Genomic DNA, 19723 nt, shown 5'->3' with positions numbered 1-19723 from the left:
TGGCCCGGTCCCGGCCAAGTGCCATGCGGCCCCGGGCAGATCCGCCCGCCCCGCCACCGGCCTGTGGCCTGGGCCACACCGCCCCGGGGACCTGGGATCCTGGAGGCGCGATAGCCTGACCGCTGGTCGATCTCTTGGTATCAAGAGATCGATCATCTGTACGTCCCACCCGGGGCAGGGACGCCCCACCGCCAGCTGTCATACGGAGAACGCCATGACCCGCACTCCCGTGAACGTCACCGTCACCGGCGCGGCCGGCCAGATCGGTTACGCCCTGCTCTTCCGCATCGCCTCCGGCCAGCTGCTCGGCGCGGACGTGCCGGTCAAGCTGCGCCTGCTGGAGATCACCCCGGCGCTCAAGGCCGCCGAGGGCACGGCCATGGAGCTGGACGACTGCGCGTTCCCGCTGCTCCAGGGCATCGAGATCACGGACGACCCGAACGTCGCCTTCGACGGCGCCAACGTCGCCCTCCTCGTCGGCGCCCGCCCCCGCACCAAGGGCATGGAGCGCGGCGACCTGCTCGAGGCCAACGGCGGCATCTTCAAGCCGCAGGGCAAGGCCATCAACGACCACGCCGCGGACGACGTCAAGGTCCTCGTCGTCGGCAACCCGGCGAACACCAACGCGCTGATCGCCCAGGCCGCCGCGCCGGACGTACCGGCCGAGCGCTTCACCGCGATGACCCGCCTCGACCACAACCGCGCGCTGACCCAGCTCGCGAAGAAGACGGGCTCCACGGTCGCCGACATCAAGCGCCTGACCATCTGGGGCAACCACTCCGCCACGCAGTACCCGGACATCTTCCACGCCACGGTCGCCGGCAAGAACGCCGCCGAGGTCGTGAACGACGAGAAGTGGCTGGCCGAGGACTTCATCCCGACCGTCGCCAAGCGCGGCGCCGCCATCATCGAGGCCCGTGGCGCCTCGTCGGCCGCCTCCGCCGCCAACGCCGCCATCGACCACGTGTACACGTGGGTCAACGGCACCGCGGACGGCGACTGGGCCTCCATGGGCATCCCGTCGGACGGCTCCTACGGCGTCCCGCAGGGCCTGATCTCCTCCTTCCCGGTCACCGTCAAGGACGGCAAGTACGAGATCGTCCAGGGCCTGGAGATCAACGAGTTCTCCCGCGCCCGCATCGACGCCTCCGTGAAGGAGCTGGAGGAGGAGCGCGAGGCGGTCCGCGCCCTCGGCCTCATCTGACCTTTCTGAGCCTCGACTGTCCTGACGATCCCCGGGTGGAGTCCTTCCACCCGGGGATCGTCGCGTTCATGTGTGCGGTTTGTCCCGTTTCCTGTGGATCTTCAGTGACACGGCCCACTTTCGGCCATGGATTGCGCATGCAATCGCAGGGCCGGGGCATGCGGTCACGGTCCCAGTGAGTGACACGTGTGTGACGCACGGGCAGTGAACAGGAACGGAAGGCTATCCCGATCATGGCGGACAACACAGAACTCCAGGCGCGGAAGACCATCCACGTGGGCGGGGAGTGGCGTGAAGCCGTCTCCGGCGCCACGCGCGAGATCCTCGACCCCGCGGACGCCCTGCCCTTCGCCGTGATCGCGGAGGGTGACGAGAAGGACACCGATCTCGCGGTCGCCGCCGCCCGCAAAGCCTTCGACCACGGCCCCTGGCCGCACACCCCGGCCGCCGAGCGCGCGGCCCTGCTGCGTCGCGTCGCCGACCTCCTCACCCGCGACCGCGAGCGGCTCGGCCTCATGGAGAGCCGGGACGCGGGCAAGACCGTCGAGGAAGGCCGTGTCGACATCGACTGCGTCGCCGACGCCTTCCGCTACTTCGCCGACCTCGTCGCCGCCGAGGCCCCCGGCCGGGTCGTCGACGCGGGCTCGCCCGACATTCACAGCGTCGTCGTCCACGAGCCGATAGGCGTCTGCGCGCTGATCACTCCCTGGAACTACCCCTTGCTCCAGGCCAGTTGGAAGATCGCGCCGGCTCTGGCCGCCGGCGACACCTTCGTGGTCAAGCCGAGCGAGATCACGCCGCTGACGACCGTCGCGCTCATCGAGCTGCTCGCCGAGGCCGGACTGCCCGCCGGCGTCGCCAACATCGTCACCGGCCCCGGCCACACCGTCGGCGCGCGGCTCTCCGAACACCCCGACGTCGACCTGGTCTCCTTCACCGGTGGTCTGGTCAGCGGCACCAAGGTCGCGCAGGCCGCCGCCCCCACCGTCAAGAAGGTCGCCCTCGAACTCGGCGGCAAGAACCCCAACGTCGTCTTCGCCGACGCCTGCGCCACGGAGGAGGGCTTCGACACGGCCGTCGACCAGGCCCTCAACGCGGCCTTCATCCACAGCGGCCAGGTCTGCTCGGCTGGCGCCCGGCTCATCGTCGAGGAGTCCGCCCGCGACCGCTTCGTCGACGAACTCGCCCGCCGCGCCGGGAAGATCCGCCTCGGCCGCGGCACCGAGGACGGCGTCGAATGCGGCCCCCTCGTCTCCGAGCAGCAGCGCGCCAAGGTCGAGGACTACGTCGAGTCGGCACTCAAGGAGGGCGCGGTGCTGCGCTCCGGCGGCCGGCGCCCCGACCCCTCGCCCGAGCGGCCCGAGAACGGCTACTTCTACGAGCCGACCGTCCTCGACCACTGCCACCGCGAGATGAGGGTCGTCCGCGAGGAGGTCTTCGGACCCGTCGTCACCGTGGAGACCTTCCGCACCGAGGACGAGGCCGTCGCCCTCGCCAACGACACCGAGTACGGCCTCGCGGGCGGCGTGTGGACCGCCGACCCCGGCCGCGCCCGCCGCGTCGCCGCCCGGCTGCGCCACGGCACCGTCTGGATCAACGACTTCCACCCCTACCTGCCGCAGGCGGAATGGGGCGGCTTCGGCAAGAGCGGCGTCGGCCGCGAACTCGGCCCCGCCGGACTCGCCGAGTACCGCGAGACCAAGCACGTCTACCAGAACCTCGCGCCCAAGCCCGTCCGCTGGTTCGCCGGCTGAGCCGGCGCATCCCTCCGACACGCCCGCCACGGGCGTCCTCCGGTCTTCCCTCACCCCTCCCATCCCACCCCTCCTCTCCCTCAGGACCCCGTCAGATCTCCAGTTCCTCCCCCATCGACCCCTGGAGTACCACTCTCATGTCCGATCACACCCACGCGTTCGATGAATACGACTATGTCGTCATAGGCGGCGGCACGGCCGGGTCGGTCATCGCCTCCCGTCTCACCGAGGACCCCGACGTGACCGTCGCCGTCATCGAGGGCGGCCCCAGCGACGTCGGCCGTGACGACGTGCTGACCCTGCGCCGCTGGATGGGTCTGCTCGGCGGCGAGCTGGACTACGACTACCCGACCACCGAGCAGCCGCGCGGCAACTCCCACATCCGGCACAGCCGGGCCCGCGTCCTCGGCGGTTGCTCCTCCCACAACACCCTCATCGCCTTCAAGCCGCTGCCCTCCGACTGGGACGAGTGGGAGCAGGCCGGCGCCGAGGGCTGGGGCGCGGTGCCGATGGAGGCCTACTACGCCCGCCTGAAGAACAACATCGTCCCGGTGGACGAGAAGGACCGCAACGCGATCGCCCGCGACTTCGTCGACGCGGCGCAGTCCGCGCTCGGCGTGCCCCGCGTCGAGGGCTTCAACAAGAAGCCGTTCGACGACGGTGTCGGCTTCTTCGACCTCGCCTACCACCCCGAGAACAACAAGCGCTCCAGCGCCTCGGTGGCCTACCTGCACCCGGTGATGGACGAGCGCCCCAACCTGACGATCCTGCTGGAGACCTGGGCCTACCGGCTGGACCTGGACGGCACCCGCGTGCGGGGCGTCCACGTACGCGCCAAGGACGGCGAGGAGTTCGTCGTACGGGCCCGGGGCGAGGTACTGCTGTGCGCCGGCGCCGTCGACTCCCCGCGCCTGCTCATGCACTCCGGCATCGGCCCCAAGGCCGACCTCGACGCGCTCGGCATCCCCGTCGTCCACGACCTGCCCGGCGTCGGCGAGAACCTCCTCGACCACCCCGAGTCGGTGATCGTCTGGGAGACCAATGGCCCGATCCCCGAGAACTCCGCGATGGACTCCGACGCCGGCCTGTTCGTGCGCCGCGACGCCGGACACGCGGGCCCGGACCTGATGTTCCACTTCTACCAGATCCCCTTCACCGACAACCCGGAGCGACTGGGCTACGAGCGGCCGGAGTTCGGCGTCTCCATGACCCCGAACATCCCCAAGCCCAAGAGCCGCGGCAGGCTCTACCTGACCAGCGCCGACCCGTCGGTCAAGCCGGCCCTGGACTTCCGCTACTTCACCGACGAGGACGACTACGACGCCCGCACCCTCGTCGACGGCATCCGCATCGCCCGCGAGATCGCCGCGACCGAGCCGCTGGCCCCCTGGCTCAAGCGCGAGGTGGCCCCCGGCCCCCACGTCACGAGCGACGAGGAGCTCAGCGAGTACGCCCGCAAGGTCGCCCACACCGTGTACCACCCGGCGGGCACCTGCCGCATGGGCGCCGCCGACGACGAACTCGCGGTCGTCGACCCGAAGTTGCGCGTACGCGGCCTTGAGGGGCTGCGTATCGCCGACGCGTCGGTCTTCCCGACGATGACCGCTGTGAACCCGATGATCGGAGTACTGATGGTGGGGGAGAAGGCCGCTGAACTGATCGGCGAGGACGCCGGTGGCCAGGTCGGAGCGCGTACCGCCGAGCGGATCGGCGGTGGTGCGCGATGACCGAGGTCTCCAACTCCCCGGTGTTCAGCGTCGAGGGCCTGTGGAAGGTCTTCGGCCCCAAGCCCGAACGCGTCCCGGTGGACCCCGAGCTCGCCGCCCTCCCGGCCGCCGAGCTGCGCTCCCGCACCGGCTGCACGGCCGCCGTCCGCGACGTCTCCTTCGACGTGCGCAAGGGCGAGGTCTTCGTCGTCATGGGCCTGTCCGGCTCCGGCAAGTCCACCCTGGTGCGCTGCCTGACCCGGCTGATCGAGCCGACCGCCGGCAGCATCGTCGTCGACGGCGAGGACGTCCGCGCCATGGACCGCGCCCGGCTGCGCGAACTGCGCCGCCACCGGGCCGCCATGGTCTTCCAGCACTTCGGTCTCCTCCCGCACCGCACGGTCCTCGACAACGTGGCCTACGGTCTGGAGATCCAGGGCGTCGGCAAGGCCGAGCGCCGCGACCGGGCCCGCGAGATCGTCGCCAAGGTCGGCCTGGACGGCATGGAACTGCGCCGGCCCGGCCAGCTCTCCGGCGGCCAGCAGCAGCGCGTCGGACTGGCCCGCGCGCTCGCGGTCGACCCCGAGGTCCTGCTGTTCGACGAGCCGTTCAGCGCGCTCGACCCGCTCATCCGGCGGGACATGCAGGAGGAGGTGGTCCGCCTCCACCGCGAGGAGGGCCGCACGATGGTCTTCATCACCCACGACCTCAACGAGGCGCTCAAGCTCGGCGACCGCATCGCCCTGATGCGCGACGGCCGCGTCGTCCAGCTCGGCACCCCCGAGGAGATCGTCGGCTCGCCCGCCGACGAATACGTCCGCGAGTTCGTCCGCGACGTGCCCCGCGAACAGGTCCTCACCGTCCGCTCCGCCATGCGCCGGGCCTCCGCCGACGAGGCCGGCAGCGGCCCCGCCGTCGCCCCCGACGCCACCGTGTCCGAGGCGATCGAGGCGGTCGCCCGCGCCAAGGCCCCGGCCCGGGTCGTCGACCACGGGCGCTGCGTCGGCGTGGTCGACTCCGAGGCGCTGCTCGGTGTCGTCGCCGGCACGACAGCCCCGACCGGCGCTACCGGCACCGACGGCACGGGGCGGCACGCCGCCGCGCCGGAGCCTCGTAAGGAGGCCGCCCCCGAGCCTCGTAAGGAGGCCGCCCCCGAGCCTCGTAAGGAGGCCGTGTGATGGCGACGGTCACCGCACCCGCCTTCCGCCCCGGCGTACCCGCCTTCCTCAAGCACCGGGCCGTGCACAAGCTGCTCGCCCTCGCGGTCGCCGCCGCGATCCTCGTGCCGCTCGCCGACGCCCGCTGGGCGAGCGGCAGCTGGCCGCAGGCCCTGACCGTCGACCTCACCAAACCGCTGACCGGCGTCAGCGACTGGATCATCGACAACCGGGACAGCCACCCGCTGTTCCTGTACTTCTTCGGCCACATCAGCAACGCCGTCGTGCTGTCCGTGCGCGCCGTCTACCTGGTGCTGCTGGGCGTCGGCTGGGCCGGCGTCACCGCGCTGGGCGCGCTCGTCGCCTGGCGGGTCGCCGGAGCCCGGCTGGCGCTGGGCACCGCCGCCGCGTTCCTGGCCTGCGGGGTCCTCGGCATGTGGGTCCCCACCATGCAGACGCTCGCGCTCATGGTGGTCGCCGTCCTGGCCTCCGTCGTCGTCGGCGCCCTGCTCGGCCTCGCCGCGGGGCTCTCCGACCGCATGGAACGGATCCTGCGGCCGGTCCTGGACACCATGCAGGTGCTCCCCGCCTTCGCCTACCTGCTGCCCGTGGTCCTCATCTTCGGCATCGGCGTCCCGGCGGCCGTCCTGGCCACCGTGGTCTACGCCGCCCCGCCCATGGCCCGGCTCACCGCGCTCGGCCTGCGCTGCGCCGACAAGGGCGTCCTGGAGGCGGTGGAGTCGCTCGGCGCGACCGCCCGCCAGCGGCTGCTGACCGCGCGGATCCCGCTCGCCCGCAAGGAACTCCTCCTCGGCCTCAACCAGACGATCATGATGGCGCTGTCCATGGCCGTCATCGCCTCCGTGATCGGCGGCGGCGGTCTCGGTGACCGCGTCTACCAGGCCCTCGCCTCGGTCGACGTGGGCGCGGCCCTCGCGGCCGGCATCCCGATCGTGCTGCTCGCCGTCGTCCTGGACCGGGTGACGGCTGCCGCCGGGCAGGGCACCGGCGACAACCACCGCACCCGGGGCGTCCACGCACTGCTCGCCGTCGCCGTCGCCGCGGCGGTCGCGGTCGGCGGCCGGCTGATCGGCCGCCTCGACTGGCCCGACGCCTGGACGATCTCCATCGCCGAGCCGGTCAACCGCGTCGTGGACTGGATGACGGCGCACCTCTACTCCGGCGTCCCCGTCGTCGGCGGCACCGCCGACTGGGCGGGCCACTTCACCACCTGGGTCCTCGACCCGCTCCGGGACGGCCTGCAGGCGCTGCCCTGGTGGTCGGTGCTGCTCCTGGTCGCCGCGCTGGCCTGGGTGATCGGCACCTGGCGCACCGCGCTCACCGCCGTCCTCGCCATGGCCGCGATCGGCGTGCTCGGCGTGTGGGAACCCTCCCTGGACACGCTGTCCCAGGTCCTCGCCGCGGTCGCCGTCACCCTCGTCCTCGGCTTCGGGACCGCGATCGCCGCCGCCCGCAGCGACCGCGTGGAGCGGCTGCTGCGGCCCGTCATGGACGTCTTCCAGACGATGCCGCAGTTCGTGTACCTCATCCCGGTCGTCGCACTGTTCGGCGTGGGCCGCGCCCCGGCGGTCGCCGCGGCCGTCGTCTACGCCCTGCCGGCCGTCGTCCGCATCACCACCCAGGGGCTGCGCCAGGTCGACCCGGCCGCCATGGAGTCCGCCCGCTCCCTCGGCGCCACGGGCAGCCAGCAGCTGCGGGGGGTGCAGCTGCCGCTGGCCCGCCCGGCGCTGCTGCTCGCCGTGAACCAGGGCGTCGTCCTGGTCCTCGCCGTCGTCATCATCGGCGGCCTGGTCGGCGGCGGCGCGCTCGGATACGACGTCGTCTTCGGCCTCGCCCAGGGCGACCTGGCGACCGGTCTGGTGGCCGGCGCCGCGATCGTCTGCCTCGGCCTGATGCTCGACCGGGTGACCCAGCCGGCCGACCGGCGCGCCCAGAAGGGAGCGTGACATGCGACTCCGTACGACCACCGCCGCGGTGAGCGGCGCCTGCGCGCTCGCTCTCCTGACCGGGTGCGGCGCCGCCGACATGACCAAGCAGGCCTCGCCGTTCGCCAACGCCCAGGGCTCCAAGTCCGTCACCCTGTCGGTGCAGTCCTGGGTGGGCGCGCAGGCCAACGTCGCCGTCGCCCAGTACATCCTGGAGCACGAGCTCGGCTACCGCGTCGACACCGTGCAGGTCGACGAGGTCCCCGCCTGGGACGCGCTCAGCCAGGGCCGCGTCGACGCGATCCTGGAGGACTGGGGCCACCCCGACCAGGAGAAGCGCTACGTCGACGACAAGAAGACCATCGCGCGCGGCGGCGAACTCGGCGTCACCGGCCACATCGGCTGGTTCGTGCCGACGTACTTCGCCAAGCAGCACCCCGACGTCACGAACTGGAAGAACCTCGACAAGTACGCCGAGCAGTTCCGCACGCCCGAGAGCGGCGGCAAGGGCCAGCTGATGGACGGCTCCCCGTCCTACGTCACCAACGACAAGGCGCTGGTGAAGAACCTGAACCTGGACTACCAGGTGGTCTTCGCCGGCTCCGAGGCAGCCCAGATCACCCAGATGCGGCAGTTCGCCAAGGAGAAGAAGCCCTTCCTGACCTACTGGTACGCCCCCCAGTGGCTGTTCGAGAAGGTGCCCATGACGGAGGTCAAGCTGCCCCCGTACAAGGAGGGCTGCGACGCGGTGCCCGACAAGGTGGCCTGCGGCTACCCGCACACCCCGCTGGAGAAGTACCTCAACGCGGACTTCGCGAGGAAGGGCGGCAAGGCGGCGGCCTTCCTCAAGAAGTTCAAGTGGACCACCGAGGACCAGAACGCGGTCTCCCTGATGATCGCCGACCAGAAGCTCACCCCCGAGGACGCGGCGAAGAAGTGGGTGGAGACCCACGAGTCGACCTGGCGCTCCTGGCTGAGCTGACCCGGACGGGGCCGCCCATCACGGGCGGCCCCCGGCCGGGTCCTCCTGCGCCCGGTAATGCCGAATGAAAAAAGCGGGTGTCGAAGTTCTTCTCACCGGAAGTGAGAACGTCGGTTAGAGTCGGCGCATGAGCACCAGTGACCCCATATCGCGCGTGGCCCTCAAGAAAACAACCCCCGATGTGTCCGCCGCAATGGGCGCCCTGCACGGCGCCGCCGTTTCCGCCGCCCGGGACGCGAAGGTCGAACCGGAGATCCTGGAACTGGTCAGGATCCGCGCCTCGCAGATCAACGGGTGCGCCTTCTGCCTCGACATGCACACCAAGGACGCCCGCTCCCAGGGGGAGAGCGAGCAGCGGATCTACGCCCTGAACGCCTGGCGGGAGACCCCGTTCTTCAACGGACGGGAGCGTGCCGCGCTGGCGTTGACCGAGGCGGTGACGCTTGTGCACGACGGCCATGTGCCGGACGACGTGTACGCCGAGGCCGCCGAGGTCTTCGACGAGGAACAGATCGCGGCGCTGATCTGGGCGGCCACCGTCATCAACGCCTACAACCGGATCGCCGTCGCGACCCGGATGGTTCCCGGGGGGTATCAGCCCGCCGCCAAGTAACGCAATGACGAATTCGGGCATCGGCTTTTCCGTCGATGCCCGTCGGCATTTCGTCGATTCTTTTCCCGCGATCAGTTCGGCAGCGGCTCCGTGAGGTTTTCCAGCCAGTGCCGCCATTCCTCCGCCTTTTCCGCGGGGCCCGCCCTCATGGTGTCGTCCGTCCAGCTCGTCACCGGGCGGATGCCGTGCAGCGCGTTCACGAGCCACACCTCCCGGCCCGCCAGCTCGGCCACCGTGCGCCTGCGGTGGGCGACGGGAACCGCGGAGCGGGCGGCCCGCTCCCGGATCAGGCCGGCCGTCACCCCGGGCAGCACGGGCGCCCCGTCCGGGGGCAGGCAGAGGGTGTCGCCCTCCCACCACAGCACGCTCGCGGTCGCCGACTCCAGCACCGTCCCCGACGCGTCCACCAGAAGCGCCTCCTGGGCCCCCTCGGCGACGGCCCGCGCCCGCACCCCGGCCAGGGCGTCCAGGTCCGGGCCCTTGTGCCGGGGCACGCTCCGCGGGTCGGGCTGCCCGGCCGACCAGAGCCGCACCCGCGTGCCGAGCGGCGGCGCCTTGCGCAACCGCAGCCGCAACTCCAGCGAGCCGGCGGCCAGCTCCACCCGGGGGAACCACTCACCCGTGCGCGGCAGCGCGGCCGTCATGTCGTGCCAGAACCCCACCAGCCGGCGCGGCCCCGGCCCGCCGGGCTCCCCGCACGCCCCGGACTCCGCGCACGCCCGCAGGAACCGTTCCCGGTGCCGCCCGTACCCGCGCACCCGGCCCTCGGCCAGCAGCCACGAGTCCGCGACCAGCAGAGGCTCCCCTGCTGCCCGGCCCGACGTCTCCTCGGCCGCCGCCTCCGTCCACGGCGTCAGGCTCGCGCCCGGCGTCCAGGTCAGCAGCCCCTCTCGCGCGGCCAGTCGTGCAGTCACCCTTGCCTCCCGCTCAGTACTTGCGGCCCGCCACCGCCGGCGCCCCGTGCCGGGGACCGTACGGCGCGTGCTCCAGCCACGACCCGCACGACGGCAGCACCGGCGCGAGAGCCGCCGCCGCCCGCTGACGGAGCCGTACGCTCCGCCGCGGCCGCAGATGGTCCAGGGCGATCCCCGCGGCCTCGCTGTTGAACAGGCCCGCCGCACGCCGTACGGCCGCGAACTCCTCCACGGCGTCGGCCGTGCCGGCCGCGACCGCCCCGGCCGCCGCCGCCGCGTCCGCGATCCCGCTGTTCATGCCCCGCGCGCCGAACGGCGGGAACAGGTGCGCCGCCTCCCCGGCCAGCAGCACCCGCCGGTGCGGATCGGTGAAGGAGGCCGCCACCTTGCGCAGAAAACGGTACGTCGACACCCACAGGATCCGCTCGGCGTACCCGTCGCCCACCACACCCGGCAGCCAGCGCCGTACCGCCTCCTCGCCGCCCCAGTCCTCCTCCGCGTCGTCGTCGTGGCACTGCAGGTCCACCTGGAAGCCGCCGGTGAACGGCACCCGCATCACACTGCGGCCGCCGACGCCCGGATGCTCGTAGTGGAACACCCGCTCCAGCGGCAGCTCGCCGCCCGGCACGTCCGCCACGTCCGCCACCACGTGGAAGCCCTCGCCCCGCGTCCCCTCCAGCGCGACGCCCAGCGCCTCACGGACCGCCGAGCGCGCCCCGTCCGCCGCGACCACGTACCCGGCGCTCCACTCCCGGCCGTCCTCGGCGGTCAGCGAGACACCGGCCGCGCCGGCCTCCACGCCCGCGACCCGCGCGCCCCAGACGAACTCCACGCCCTCCCGCTCGCACGCGGCGCGCAGGAAGCGCTCGGTGTCCACCTGGCGCAGGCTCGTGAACGGCGGCAGCCCCGACGGCGGCGGGAACGTGCGCGCGTACACCTCGCGGCCCCGGTACAGGGTGCGCCGGGTGTGCCAGGTCCGGCCGTACCCGGTGATCTCGGCGGCCAGCCCCGGACACATGCCGTCCAGCAGCCGCAGCGTCTCCCGGTGCACGAACAGGGCCCGGCTGCCCGGCCGTTCACGGTCCTTCGGATCGGCCTCCAGCAGCACCACGGGCAGTCCGCGCCCGCGCAGCGCGAGCGCCGCCGACAGCCCGACCGGGCCGGCGCCGACCACCACGACCGGCGTCATGCGCGCGCGCCCTCGGCCAGCATGCGGGTGATCTCCACCCGCTTCACCTTCCACGTCGCGGTCATCGGCAGCTCCTCGAACCGCCACTGCCGGGGCTCCGCCATCGCGGGCAGGTCCGCCGTCGCCTCCCGCCAGCGCTCCGCGTCCAGCGGCCGTTCGCCGCGCACGCACACCACCGGCACCGGCTCCCGGTCCACACCGGGCACGATGACCACCTCACGCAGCTCCTCCAGACGCGACATCAGGACGTCCTCGACCTCCAGGTTGCTGTGCACCGAGTCGATCCGGTCCACCTCACGGTCGATCAGGTGCAGCACCCCGAACCGGCTCCGGTAGCCCATGTCGCCCATCTGCCACCAGTCACCGTCCAGTTGGCGTTCGTAGGTCTCCCGGGCGCCCAGGTAGGTGAGGATGCGGCCCCGCGTGCGCGCCTCGATCCGGCCCGCCACACCCGGCGCGACCGGCCTGCCGTGGTCGTCGGTCACACGGACCCGGGTGAAGCCCGGGATGCCGCTGCCCACCCGGCGGCCGTCCGCGCGGGCGGCGCTGCGCCGGGTGAACCACTGGAACGCCACCGGGCCCGTCTCGCTCTGCCCGTACAGCTGGATCAGCCAGGGCGCACGCCGCTTCGACGCCCCCAGCAGCCGCCGCACCGTGCGCGGATGGATCGCGTCGAACGTCGAGCCGTACGACCGGACCCGGGACAGCGGGGCCCCGGGCGCGTCGGCCAACTCCTCCCACAGCACGAAGGTGTTGGGGTGGGTCTCGACGATCCCGGGGCGGTGCCGCGACAGCAGCGGCCCCACGCTCGCCGGCTCCGGGTCGGTGATCAGCACCAGCGGGCTGCCGAAGCGCAGCAGGACGCCGAGCAGGTGGTAGAAGCGCGAGTGCACGAACGACATGTGCAGGGCCGCGGTCTCCCCGCGGGTGGGCCAGCCCATCGCCTGCTGCGGCACCAGCCGGTTCCACATGGTGTTCGCGCAGTGCACGGCCAGCTTGGGGATGCCGGTGGTGCCCGAGCTGTGGGTGATCAGCGCGGGCTCCCGCGGGTGGAGCCGGACCGGCGGGGGCGGCTCGGCCGCCGCGTACTTCCCGAGGGGCTCGGCGTACGTCGCGGAGGGCGCCGCGGGCCGCCCCGAGGGCGCGCCGGACAGGTCCGGCCCCCCGGCGGCCGGCGCATCGTCCACGGTCAGCGTCCGCCGCACCAGGGAGGGCACGTCGACGTCGGCGAGCGGACCCGCCAGCTTCGCCCGGTCGGTGATCAGCCACGGCCGGCGCAGCCGCGCCAGCAACTTCCCCACGACCGGCCCGGACAGTCCGGGCGACAGCAGCGCGGGGACCGCGCCGATACGGGAGATCGCGCAGGTCAGCAGCACGATGTCCACGTTGTCGGTCTTGTGGACGGCCACCTGCTCCGAGGGACGCACCCCCGCCTCCCACAGCCGGGCCGACAACTCCTCGACGACATCGGCCAGCACCGCGTAGCTCAGGTCCACCCCGCGGGCGGGGTCGACGTCCAGCGGCCGGTCCAGGGTGACGAAGACGGCCCCGTGCCGGTCGGCCGCCCGACGGAACAGCGGGCCGAGATAGAACCCGCGGTCGGCGAGCAGGGACTGCTGGGACATGCGGCTGGTCCTTTCACTTCGGTCGTGCGGCTGCCAGGGGGTGCGCGTCCGGCCGCGCCGGGTCACCACGCGCCCTTGCGGACCAGGTGGCGGCGGAGCTTGCCGGTGGGGGTGCGGGGCAGCGACGGGACGAAGCTGACGCTGCGCGGCACCTTGAAAGCGGCCAGCCGCCGGCGCGCCAGCGCGATCAGGTCGTCCTCCAGACCGGCCGGCGCCGCGGTGCGCGGGACGACGAACGCCCGCAGCCGGCTGGTGCCGCCGCCGTCGCGCACGGCCACGACCGCGACCTCCCGCACCGACGGATGACCGCGCAGTACCTCCTCGACCTCCAACGGCGAGACGGTGATCCCGCCGACCATCTCCATGTCGTCGACGCGGCCCAGGTGCCGGTACGTCCCGTCCGGTTCACGGCGCGCCCGGTCACGGGTGGCCAACCAGCCGCCGACCAGGGTTCGTTCGCTCTCCTCGGGACGGTTCAGATAGCCGGACGTCACCGTCGGCCCGCGCACCCACAGCTCGCCCTCCGCGCCGTCCGGCAGCGGACGCCCGTCACGGTCGCGGACCTCCACCTCGAAGCCGGGCACGGGACGGCCCACGGTGCCGGGGCGGTTGTGGGCCACGCTGTTGGCGCAGAAGGCGTGCCCGGCCTCGGTCGAGCCGATCTGCTCCAGCACCGGCGCGCCGAGCAGAGCGGCGACCTGTCTCTCCAGTACGGCCGGCATGCCCTCCCCGGCCGACACCGCGGCCCGTACGGAGGCGAAGCAGGCCTCGTGCCCGTTGCCGAGGTCGGCGGCCAGCGCGGCGTACGCGGACGGCACGGAGTAGAGCAGCGTCACCCGGTGCCGGGCGACCAGCTCGTCCACGGCCGCCGCAGTGGGGCGCCGGTCGCTGAGCACCGCGGAGGAACCGGAGAAGAGCGGGAAGACGAAGGCGTTGCCGAAGCCGTAGGCGAAGTACAGCCGGGACACCGACAGGGTGACGTCGTCCTCGGTGATTCTCAGCAGCCGTCTGCCCACCAGCTCGTGGTAGAGGCGCGGGTCGCCGTGCCGGTGCACGACCCCCTTCGGGCTGCCCGTCGTGCCCGATGTGTACTGGACGTACAGCGCGGTGCGCTCGTCGACGGGGTGGGCGGCGGCCGGCTCGGCGAAGGGCGCGAGTGCGAGGAGCCGGTCGGCGCCGAGCTGGGCCCGGCCGGCGAACCGGCTCTCCAGGCCCGGGCCGGTGACGCACAGCACGGCGTCGGTGTCCTCGGCCATGAACGCATGCTCACGGGCCGGGAGTTCGGGGTTCACCAGGACCGCGGTGGCGCCCGCTCGGGCGGCGCCGAGGAAGGCGACGATCCAGGCGATGCCGTCGGGCAGGGCGAGCAGCACCCGGTCGCCGGGGCGTACGCCGTGCTCGGCGAGCACGGTGGCCGCGCCGGCCGCGAGTGTGTGCACCTCGCCGTGGGTCCAGGTCCGGTGCCCGTGGTGGAAGGCGGCCCGCTCGTGCCAGCCGCGCTGCCCGGCGAGCACGGCGAGGTGCGCCGCGAGGTTGCCGGGGACGTGGAGGTCGGCCGGGGACAGCGTGGACTGCGGTGACGTCATGGGGCCGGCTCCGGGGTGACGATCTGGGAGGTCTGCGCGGCCCGGGCGTCGGCGCGCACCGTGGACGGGCGCTGCTGGGGACCGCGGGAGGAGGCGGCGACCGGCTCCCGGCGCTGCCGGGCCGGCGGACGCTCGGCGGACGGCCGTACGGGAGGCAGGGCGGCCGGCAGCGCCGACGGCGGGGCCGCCGACCGGGCGGCCGCTCTCGGGGACGGCCGGCCGGCGGGCCGGGGAGCCCGGGCCAGGGCGGCGGCGTGCGCCCGCATCTGCCCGGCCGTCTTCAGCAGCATCTCGTCGTACTCCGCGACCGGATCCGAGTCGAGGACGATCGCCCCGCCGGCCCCGACGCGCATCAGCCCGTCGGCGATCACGGCCGTGCGGATGACGATGCTCAGATCGGCGTCGCCGCCGCAGCCCAGGTAGCCGAGGGCGCCGGAGTAGACCCCGCGGGCCTCGGTCTCCAGGCCGTCGATGATCTCCATCGTGCGGAGCTTGGGCGCGCCGGTCATCGAGCCGCCCGGGAAGCAGGCGCGGACGCAGTCCACCGCGTCCCTGTCCTCGCGCAGCCGGCCCTCGACGGTGGACACGAGCTGGTGCACCGTCGTGTACGTCTCGGTCTCCATGAGCCCGGTCACCCGGACCGTCCCGGTCCGGCAGAGCCGGCCGAGGTCGTTGCGCAGCAGGTCGACGATCATCAGGTTCTCGGCGCGGGTCTTGGCGTCCGCGCCGAGCCCGTCCCGGAGCCGGGCGTCCGCCACGGGGTCCTCGGCGCGCCGCGCGGTGCCCTTGATGGGCCTGGCCTCGGCCACGCCGTCCCGGGTGACGCGCAGGAACCGCTCGGGGGAGGAACCGGCCACGTCGAGGTCGCCGAACCGCAGGAAGGCCCCGTAGGGCGCCGGGTCGCTGCGGCGCAGCACGCGGTAGAAGTCGAAGGCGTCGGGCGGCGCGGGCAGCCGGGCGGCGTCCGTCAGGCACACCTCGTAGCTGGTGCCGGCCAGCAGCTCCCGGCGGCAGGCGGCGATGTCGGCGAGGTACGTCTCCCGGTCGCGGACCAGCCAGGGTTCGGCCGCGGCGGGGTCCGGCTCCGCCGCCGGCACGGGCGGCGCGGGCAGGGCGGGGCCGGGGTCCGCGAGGAGGCGGGTCAGCCGGGCCTGCGCCGAGTCCAGCCAGTCGGCGGCCTCCCGCGCGCCCTGCGCGGTGTCCTCCGCGAGGCACACGGCGTACGTGGCGCCCTCCTCGTGGTCCACGGCGATCAGCCGGTCGGCGAAGAGCCAGCAGGCGTCGGGGACGTCGGAGCTGTGCCGGTTCGGGGAGCCGCAGTCGGCCTTGGTCTCGTAGCCGAAGTAGCCGACATAACCGCCGGTGAAGCCGAACGGCAGCCCGGCGGGGTCGACCTTGCGGCTCGCCAACTGCCGCTTCAGGTAGTCGAAGACGCTCGCGCGGACCTTGCGCGGGGGCCGCCCCGGCCGTTCGATCTCACATCGCCCGGCGTCGACGTCGTAGCGCACGAACTCCGCGAGGGGGCCGCTGCCGTCCCCGAAGAACGAGAACCTCGACCGCCCCGGCTCGACGAGTGAACTGTCCAGCCAGAACGCCCGCTCGGCGCCCGCGTACATCCGCCCGAACGCCGTCTCGGCGTCGACGGCCCCCTCGACCCGCCGCCACTGCACCCGGTACCCGACCCCTTCGGCACGCCGGGGGCGGGGGATGAGGGGAACGGCCGGGGTGCCGGCGCCGGTCGCCGCGGGGGCGGCGGGATCCGCCGCCGTGGCCGTGGTGCTCTCCGCGGGGGTCTGCGTGGGCGCGGGGTTCGGCGGGTGGGCCAGGGTGGCCAGCGGGAGCACCGTCGCCGTCGAGGTCACCGGCGCCGGTCCGGGCGGGGCGGGGGTGCGCAGGACTCCCGCCGTCCGGGAGGCGCCCGCGGGGCGGGCGGTCGCGTTCAGTGGGACCGCCGTGTTCTTCGCGCGTAGCTTGCGCGCCCGCTCGGCCGTGAGATTGCGGAAGTTCACCAGCATGCGGTGGCCGTACTCGGTGAGCACCGACTCCGGGTGGAACTGCACGCCCCACAACGGCCGCGTACGGTGCCGCAGGCCCATCAGCACGCCGTCCTCCGCCCAGGCGGTGGCCTCCAGGGAGTCCGGCAACGGCTCGCGCACGGCCAGCGAGTGGTAGCGGACCGCGGTGAAGTCCTGCGGCAGGCCCTGGAACAGGTCACCGCCGTCGTGCCGCACGGTCGTCAGGAAGCCGTGCCGGGGCTCCGGCGCGGCCGCCACCTCGCCGCGCTCCCCGAGTGCGATCCCCTGGTGCCCCAGGCAGACGCCGAGCAGGGGCAGCGTGGAGCCGGCGATCACGCGGGCCGAGATGCCGAAGTCACGCGCGTTCGCCGGGTGCCCGGGTCCGGGCGACACCACCACGTTGTCGAACTCGGCGAGGTCGGGAACCGCTTCCGCCGGGGTGTCGTTCAGGACCACCACCGGCTCCTCGCCGTTGACCTCGGCGATCAGCTGGAACAGGTTGTACGTGTACGAGTCGTAATTGTCGATGAGCAGGGTCTTCACCCGCCCACCTCCCTCTGGTCGTTCCCGTCCTACGCGGTGCGTTTGTGCCGTCCGCGCAGCGCCTGAAGCGGTGGATACAGCCATTTCTTGAAGAATCGCTGGAGGCGCGGCATGAGAATCCAGGTGACGAGTGCCGTCACGCAGAGGCACAGCAACAGCGTACGAATGAGCGGATTGAGCGCGCCGAGATAGGGAAGCACGGCCACATTGAATATGAGCACCGGTGGAAAAACGGCGCTCATATTCACGAACCAGAGCTTCCATTTCGACGGCGGAGCCGGTGGGGCGGGCTGTGGGGCCTGGGAGTCGAACCAGGCCTTGCCGCCGCGAACACTCTTGCGGCCCGCCTGCCGGGAGAACCCGACGGCCTCGACGTCCCATTGCCGGCGAGCGCTCGACTCCTCCCAGACGGCAAGGTCGCGCTCGCCGGCGAAGCGGTAGACCACATGCCATTCCGCCTCTCCGTCGACAAGAACGCCACCTCCCAGAAAGCCCGGTTGCCGCGCGCTCGCGGCCAGCATGGCCCAGCCCCAGGAGTGGAAGTCCGACTCGTGGCCCGGCACCACGTGGTAGGCCACGGTGACGGTGACGGGATTACTGGTCACGCTTTCGAGTACGGCCTGAAGAACCGCCGTGTTCAAGCTTCAATGAACTTTTTTCGGCCGCCGTGAATGTCGATCTTGTAACGTTTTGGGGCGAGCTTCTTGAGTATGTCTGCCGATACTCGGGGTAACTTCCGACGGAATTACGGAAAGCGCTTGCGGGAGTGGATGGAATAGCGCATCATTCCCGCGCGCCCACGAAAAGGGCCCGGAAAAACGCCCCGGCAGGCGTCGCTCGCATGGTGGACGCGCACCCTTGCCGTCGAGGCCCGGCCGGTAGGCTGACCGACGGGCCGTGACTGGCGCGCTGGGATGGGACGGACCATCGGGGAGCGGCCCGGAGTGAGACGAGTGCCGTGCGCCTGGGCCGAGCCGTGAACCCGTGACCGCTTCTCAGCACCCACGCCACCCGGAGGCCGACGAGATGTCAGAGCAGCAGCCCCTCTCCACCCAGTCCACCGCCTTCCGCGCCGCCCTCGACGTCGTCCGTGCCGTGGAGCCGCGCGTCGCCGACGCCATCGGCCAGGAGGTCGCCGACCAGCGCGAGATGCTCAAGCTGATCGCCTCGGAGAACTACGCCTCTCCGGCCACGCTCCTCGCGATGGGCAACTGGTTCAGCGACAAGTACGCCGAGGGCACCGTGGGCCGCCGCTTCTACGCCGGCTGCCGCAACGTCGACACCGTCGAGTCCCTCGCCGCCGAGCACGCCCGCGAACTCTTCGGCGCCCGCCACGCCTACGTCCAGCCGCACTCCGGCATCGACGCCAACCTCGTCGCCTTCTGGGCCGTCCTCGCCGACCGCGTCGAGGCGCCGTTCCTCGAGAAGACCGGCGCCCGCCAGGTCAACGACCTCTCCGAGGCCGACTGGGCCGAACTGCGCCAGGCCTTCGGCAACCAGCGCATGCTCGGCATGTCGCTCGACGCCGGCGGCCACCTCACCCACGGCTTCCGCCCCAACATCTCCGGCAAGATGTTCGACCAGCGCTCCTACGGCACCGACCCGGCCACCGGCCTGATCGACTACGACGCCCTGCGCGCCTCCGCCCGCGAGTTCGAGCCGCTGATCATCGTCGCCGGCTACTCGGCCTACCCCCGCCTGGTGAACTTCCGGATCATGCGCGAGATCGCCGACGAGGTCGGCGCGACGCTGATGGTCGACATGGCCCACTTCGCGGGCCTCGTCGCCGGCAAGGTCCTCACCGGCGACTTCGACCCGGTGCCGCACGCCCAGATCGTCACCACCACCACCCACAAGTCGCTGCGCGGCCCGCGCGGCGGCATGGTCCTGTGCGACGACTCCCTCAAGGACCAGGTGGACCGCGGCTGCCCGATGGTCCTCGGCGGCCCCCTCCCGCATGTGATGGCCGCCAAGGCCGTCGCCCTCGCCGAGGCCCGGCAGCCGTCCTTCCAGGACTACGCCCAGCGCATCGTCGACAACTCCCGTGCTCTCGCCGAGGGCCTCAAGCGCCGGGGCGCGACCCTCGTCACCGGCGGCACCGACAACCACCTCAACCTGATCGACGTCGCCACCTCCTACGGCCTCACCGGCCGCCAGGCCGAGGCCGCCCTGCTGGACTCCGGCATCGTCACCAACCGCAACGCCATCCCGGCCGACCCCAACGGCGCCTGGTACACCTCCGGCATCCGCATCGGCACCCCGGCGCTCACCACCCGCGGCCTGGGCACCGCGGAGATGGACGAGGTCGCGGGCCTGATCGACCGCGTCCTCACCACGACGCAGCCCGGCACGACGAAGTCGGGCGCCCCCAGCAAGGCCTCCCACGTCCTCGACCAGAAGATCGCGGACGAGATCTCCCACCGGGCCACCGACCTCGTCGCCGGCTTCCCCCTGTACCCGGACATCGACCTCGGCTGACCGAAGCCTGA

At 72.6% G+C, this 19723-nt stretch carries 14 protein-coding genes; 8 read left to right on the top strand and 6 right to left on the bottom strand.

Features of this window, described 5'->3' with window-relative positions:
* Window positions 1-214: 214 nt before the first annotated feature.
* The 7 genes from ACFYXA_RS19845 to ACFYXA_RS19815 all read left to right on the top strand — a co-directional run bounded on the left by ACFYXA_RS19845 (window position 215) and on the right by ACFYXA_RS19815 (window position 9362).
* Window positions 215-1204, top strand: coding sequence for a malate dehydrogenase (locus ACFYXA_RS19845; RefSeq protein WP_351095315.1), 990 nt, complete (start codon window positions 215-217; stop codon window positions 1202-1204).
* 233 nt (window positions 1205-1437) lie between these two features.
* A complete protein-coding gene (locus tag ACFYXA_RS19840) occupies window positions 1438-2958 on the top strand; it encodes an aldehyde dehydrogenase family protein (RefSeq protein ID WP_352248594.1) in 1521 nt (506 codons plus the stop codon).
* Window positions 2959-3095: 137 nt separating this feature from the next.
* Entirely contained in the window at window positions 3096-4685 is a 1590-nt protein-coding gene (locus ACFYXA_RS19835) for a GMC oxidoreductase (protein ID WP_352248592.1), read from the top strand.
* Window positions 4682-5842 (top strand): glycine betaine/L-proline ABC transporter ATP-binding protein, encoded by a 1161-nt coding sequence (locus ACFYXA_RS19830; RefSeq protein ID WP_389034433.1) that lies wholly within the window; start codon window positions 4682-4684, stop codon window positions 5840-5842. Before ACFYXA_RS19835 ends, ACFYXA_RS19830 begins: the two co-directional genes overlap by 4 nt.
* Window positions 5842-7788 (top strand): ABC transporter permease, encoded by a 1947-nt coding sequence (locus tag ACFYXA_RS19825; protein WP_389034430.1) that lies wholly within the window; start codon window positions 5842-5844, stop codon window positions 7786-7788. The genes ACFYXA_RS19830 and ACFYXA_RS19825 overlap by 1 nt, the downstream gene beginning before the upstream one ends.
* Window position 7789: 1 nt before the next feature.
* Window positions 7790-8749 carry an ABC transporter substrate-binding protein gene (locus tag ACFYXA_RS19820; protein WP_389034427.1) on the top strand — a complete coding sequence of 320 codons (960 nt, stop codon included), beginning with the start codon at window positions 7790-7792 and terminating at the stop codon, window positions 8747-8749.
* A 127-nt stretch (window positions 8750-8876) separates the two neighbouring features.
* The gene (locus ACFYXA_RS19815; protein WP_389034424.1) at window positions 8877-9362 is read left to right on the top strand and encodes a carboxymuconolactone decarboxylase family protein; all 486 of its coding nucleotides are present in this window, start codon (window positions 8877-8879) and stop codon (window positions 9360-9362) included.
* 71 nt (window positions 9363-9433) lie between these two features.
* Here the strand turns inward: ACFYXA_RS19815 and ACFYXA_RS19810 are convergent, their stop codons facing one another.
* From ACFYXA_RS19810 to ACFYXA_RS19785, 6 genes are all read right to left on the bottom strand, one after another.
* The gene (locus tag ACFYXA_RS19810) at window positions 9434-10276 is read right to left on the bottom strand and encodes an aminotransferase class IV (RefSeq protein ID WP_389034421.1); all 843 of its coding nucleotides are present in this window, start codon (window positions 10274-10276) and stop codon (window positions 9434-9436) included.
* A 13-nt stretch (window positions 10277-10289) separates the two neighbouring features.
* On the bottom strand, window positions 10290-11465 hold the full coding sequence (locus ACFYXA_RS19805) for an FAD-dependent monooxygenase (RefSeq protein WP_389034417.1): 1176 nt from the start codon (window positions 11463-11465) through the stop codon (window positions 10290-10292).
* Window positions 11462-13090: a class I adenylate-forming enzyme family protein gene (locus tag ACFYXA_RS19800; protein WP_389034414.1), complete on the bottom strand. Its 1629-nt coding sequence runs from the start codon at window positions 13088-13090 to the stop codon at window positions 11462-11464. Before ACFYXA_RS19800 ends, ACFYXA_RS19805 begins: the two co-directional genes overlap by 4 nt.
* Window positions 13091-13152: 62 nt before the next feature.
* Window positions 13153-14676 carry an AMP-binding protein gene (locus tag ACFYXA_RS19795; protein ID WP_352248578.1) on the bottom strand — a complete coding sequence of 508 codons (1524 nt, stop codon included), beginning with the start codon at window positions 14674-14676 and terminating at the stop codon, window positions 13153-13155.
* A complete protein-coding gene (locus ACFYXA_RS19790) occupies window positions 14673-17234 on the bottom strand; it encodes a chorismate-binding protein (RefSeq protein ID WP_389034411.1) in 2562 nt (853 codons plus the stop codon). Before ACFYXA_RS19790 ends, ACFYXA_RS19795 begins: the two co-directional genes overlap by 4 nt.
* Window positions 17235-17263: 29 nt before the next feature.
* Entirely contained in the window at window positions 17264-17839 is a 576-nt protein-coding gene (locus ACFYXA_RS19785; RefSeq protein ID WP_352248574.1) for a hypothetical protein, read from the bottom strand.
* 421 nt (window positions 17840-18260) lie between these two features.
* Between ACFYXA_RS19785 and ACFYXA_RS19780 the strand changes: the two genes are divergently transcribed.
* Window positions 18261-19712, top strand: coding sequence for a glycine hydroxymethyltransferase (locus tag ACFYXA_RS19780; RefSeq protein ID WP_352248572.1), 1452 nt, complete (start codon window positions 18261-18263; stop codon window positions 19710-19712).
* Window positions 19713-19723 lie beyond the last annotated feature (11 nt).

Origin of the sequence: Streptomyces sp. NPDC002566, assembly GCF_042889585.1 — a bacterium.
Classification (GTDB): Bacteria; Actinomycetota; Actinomycetes; order Streptomycetales; family Streptomycetaceae; genus Streptomyces.
Note: the sequence above shows the minus strand (reverse complement) of the source record. Positions and strands in the feature narration are given on the sequence as shown.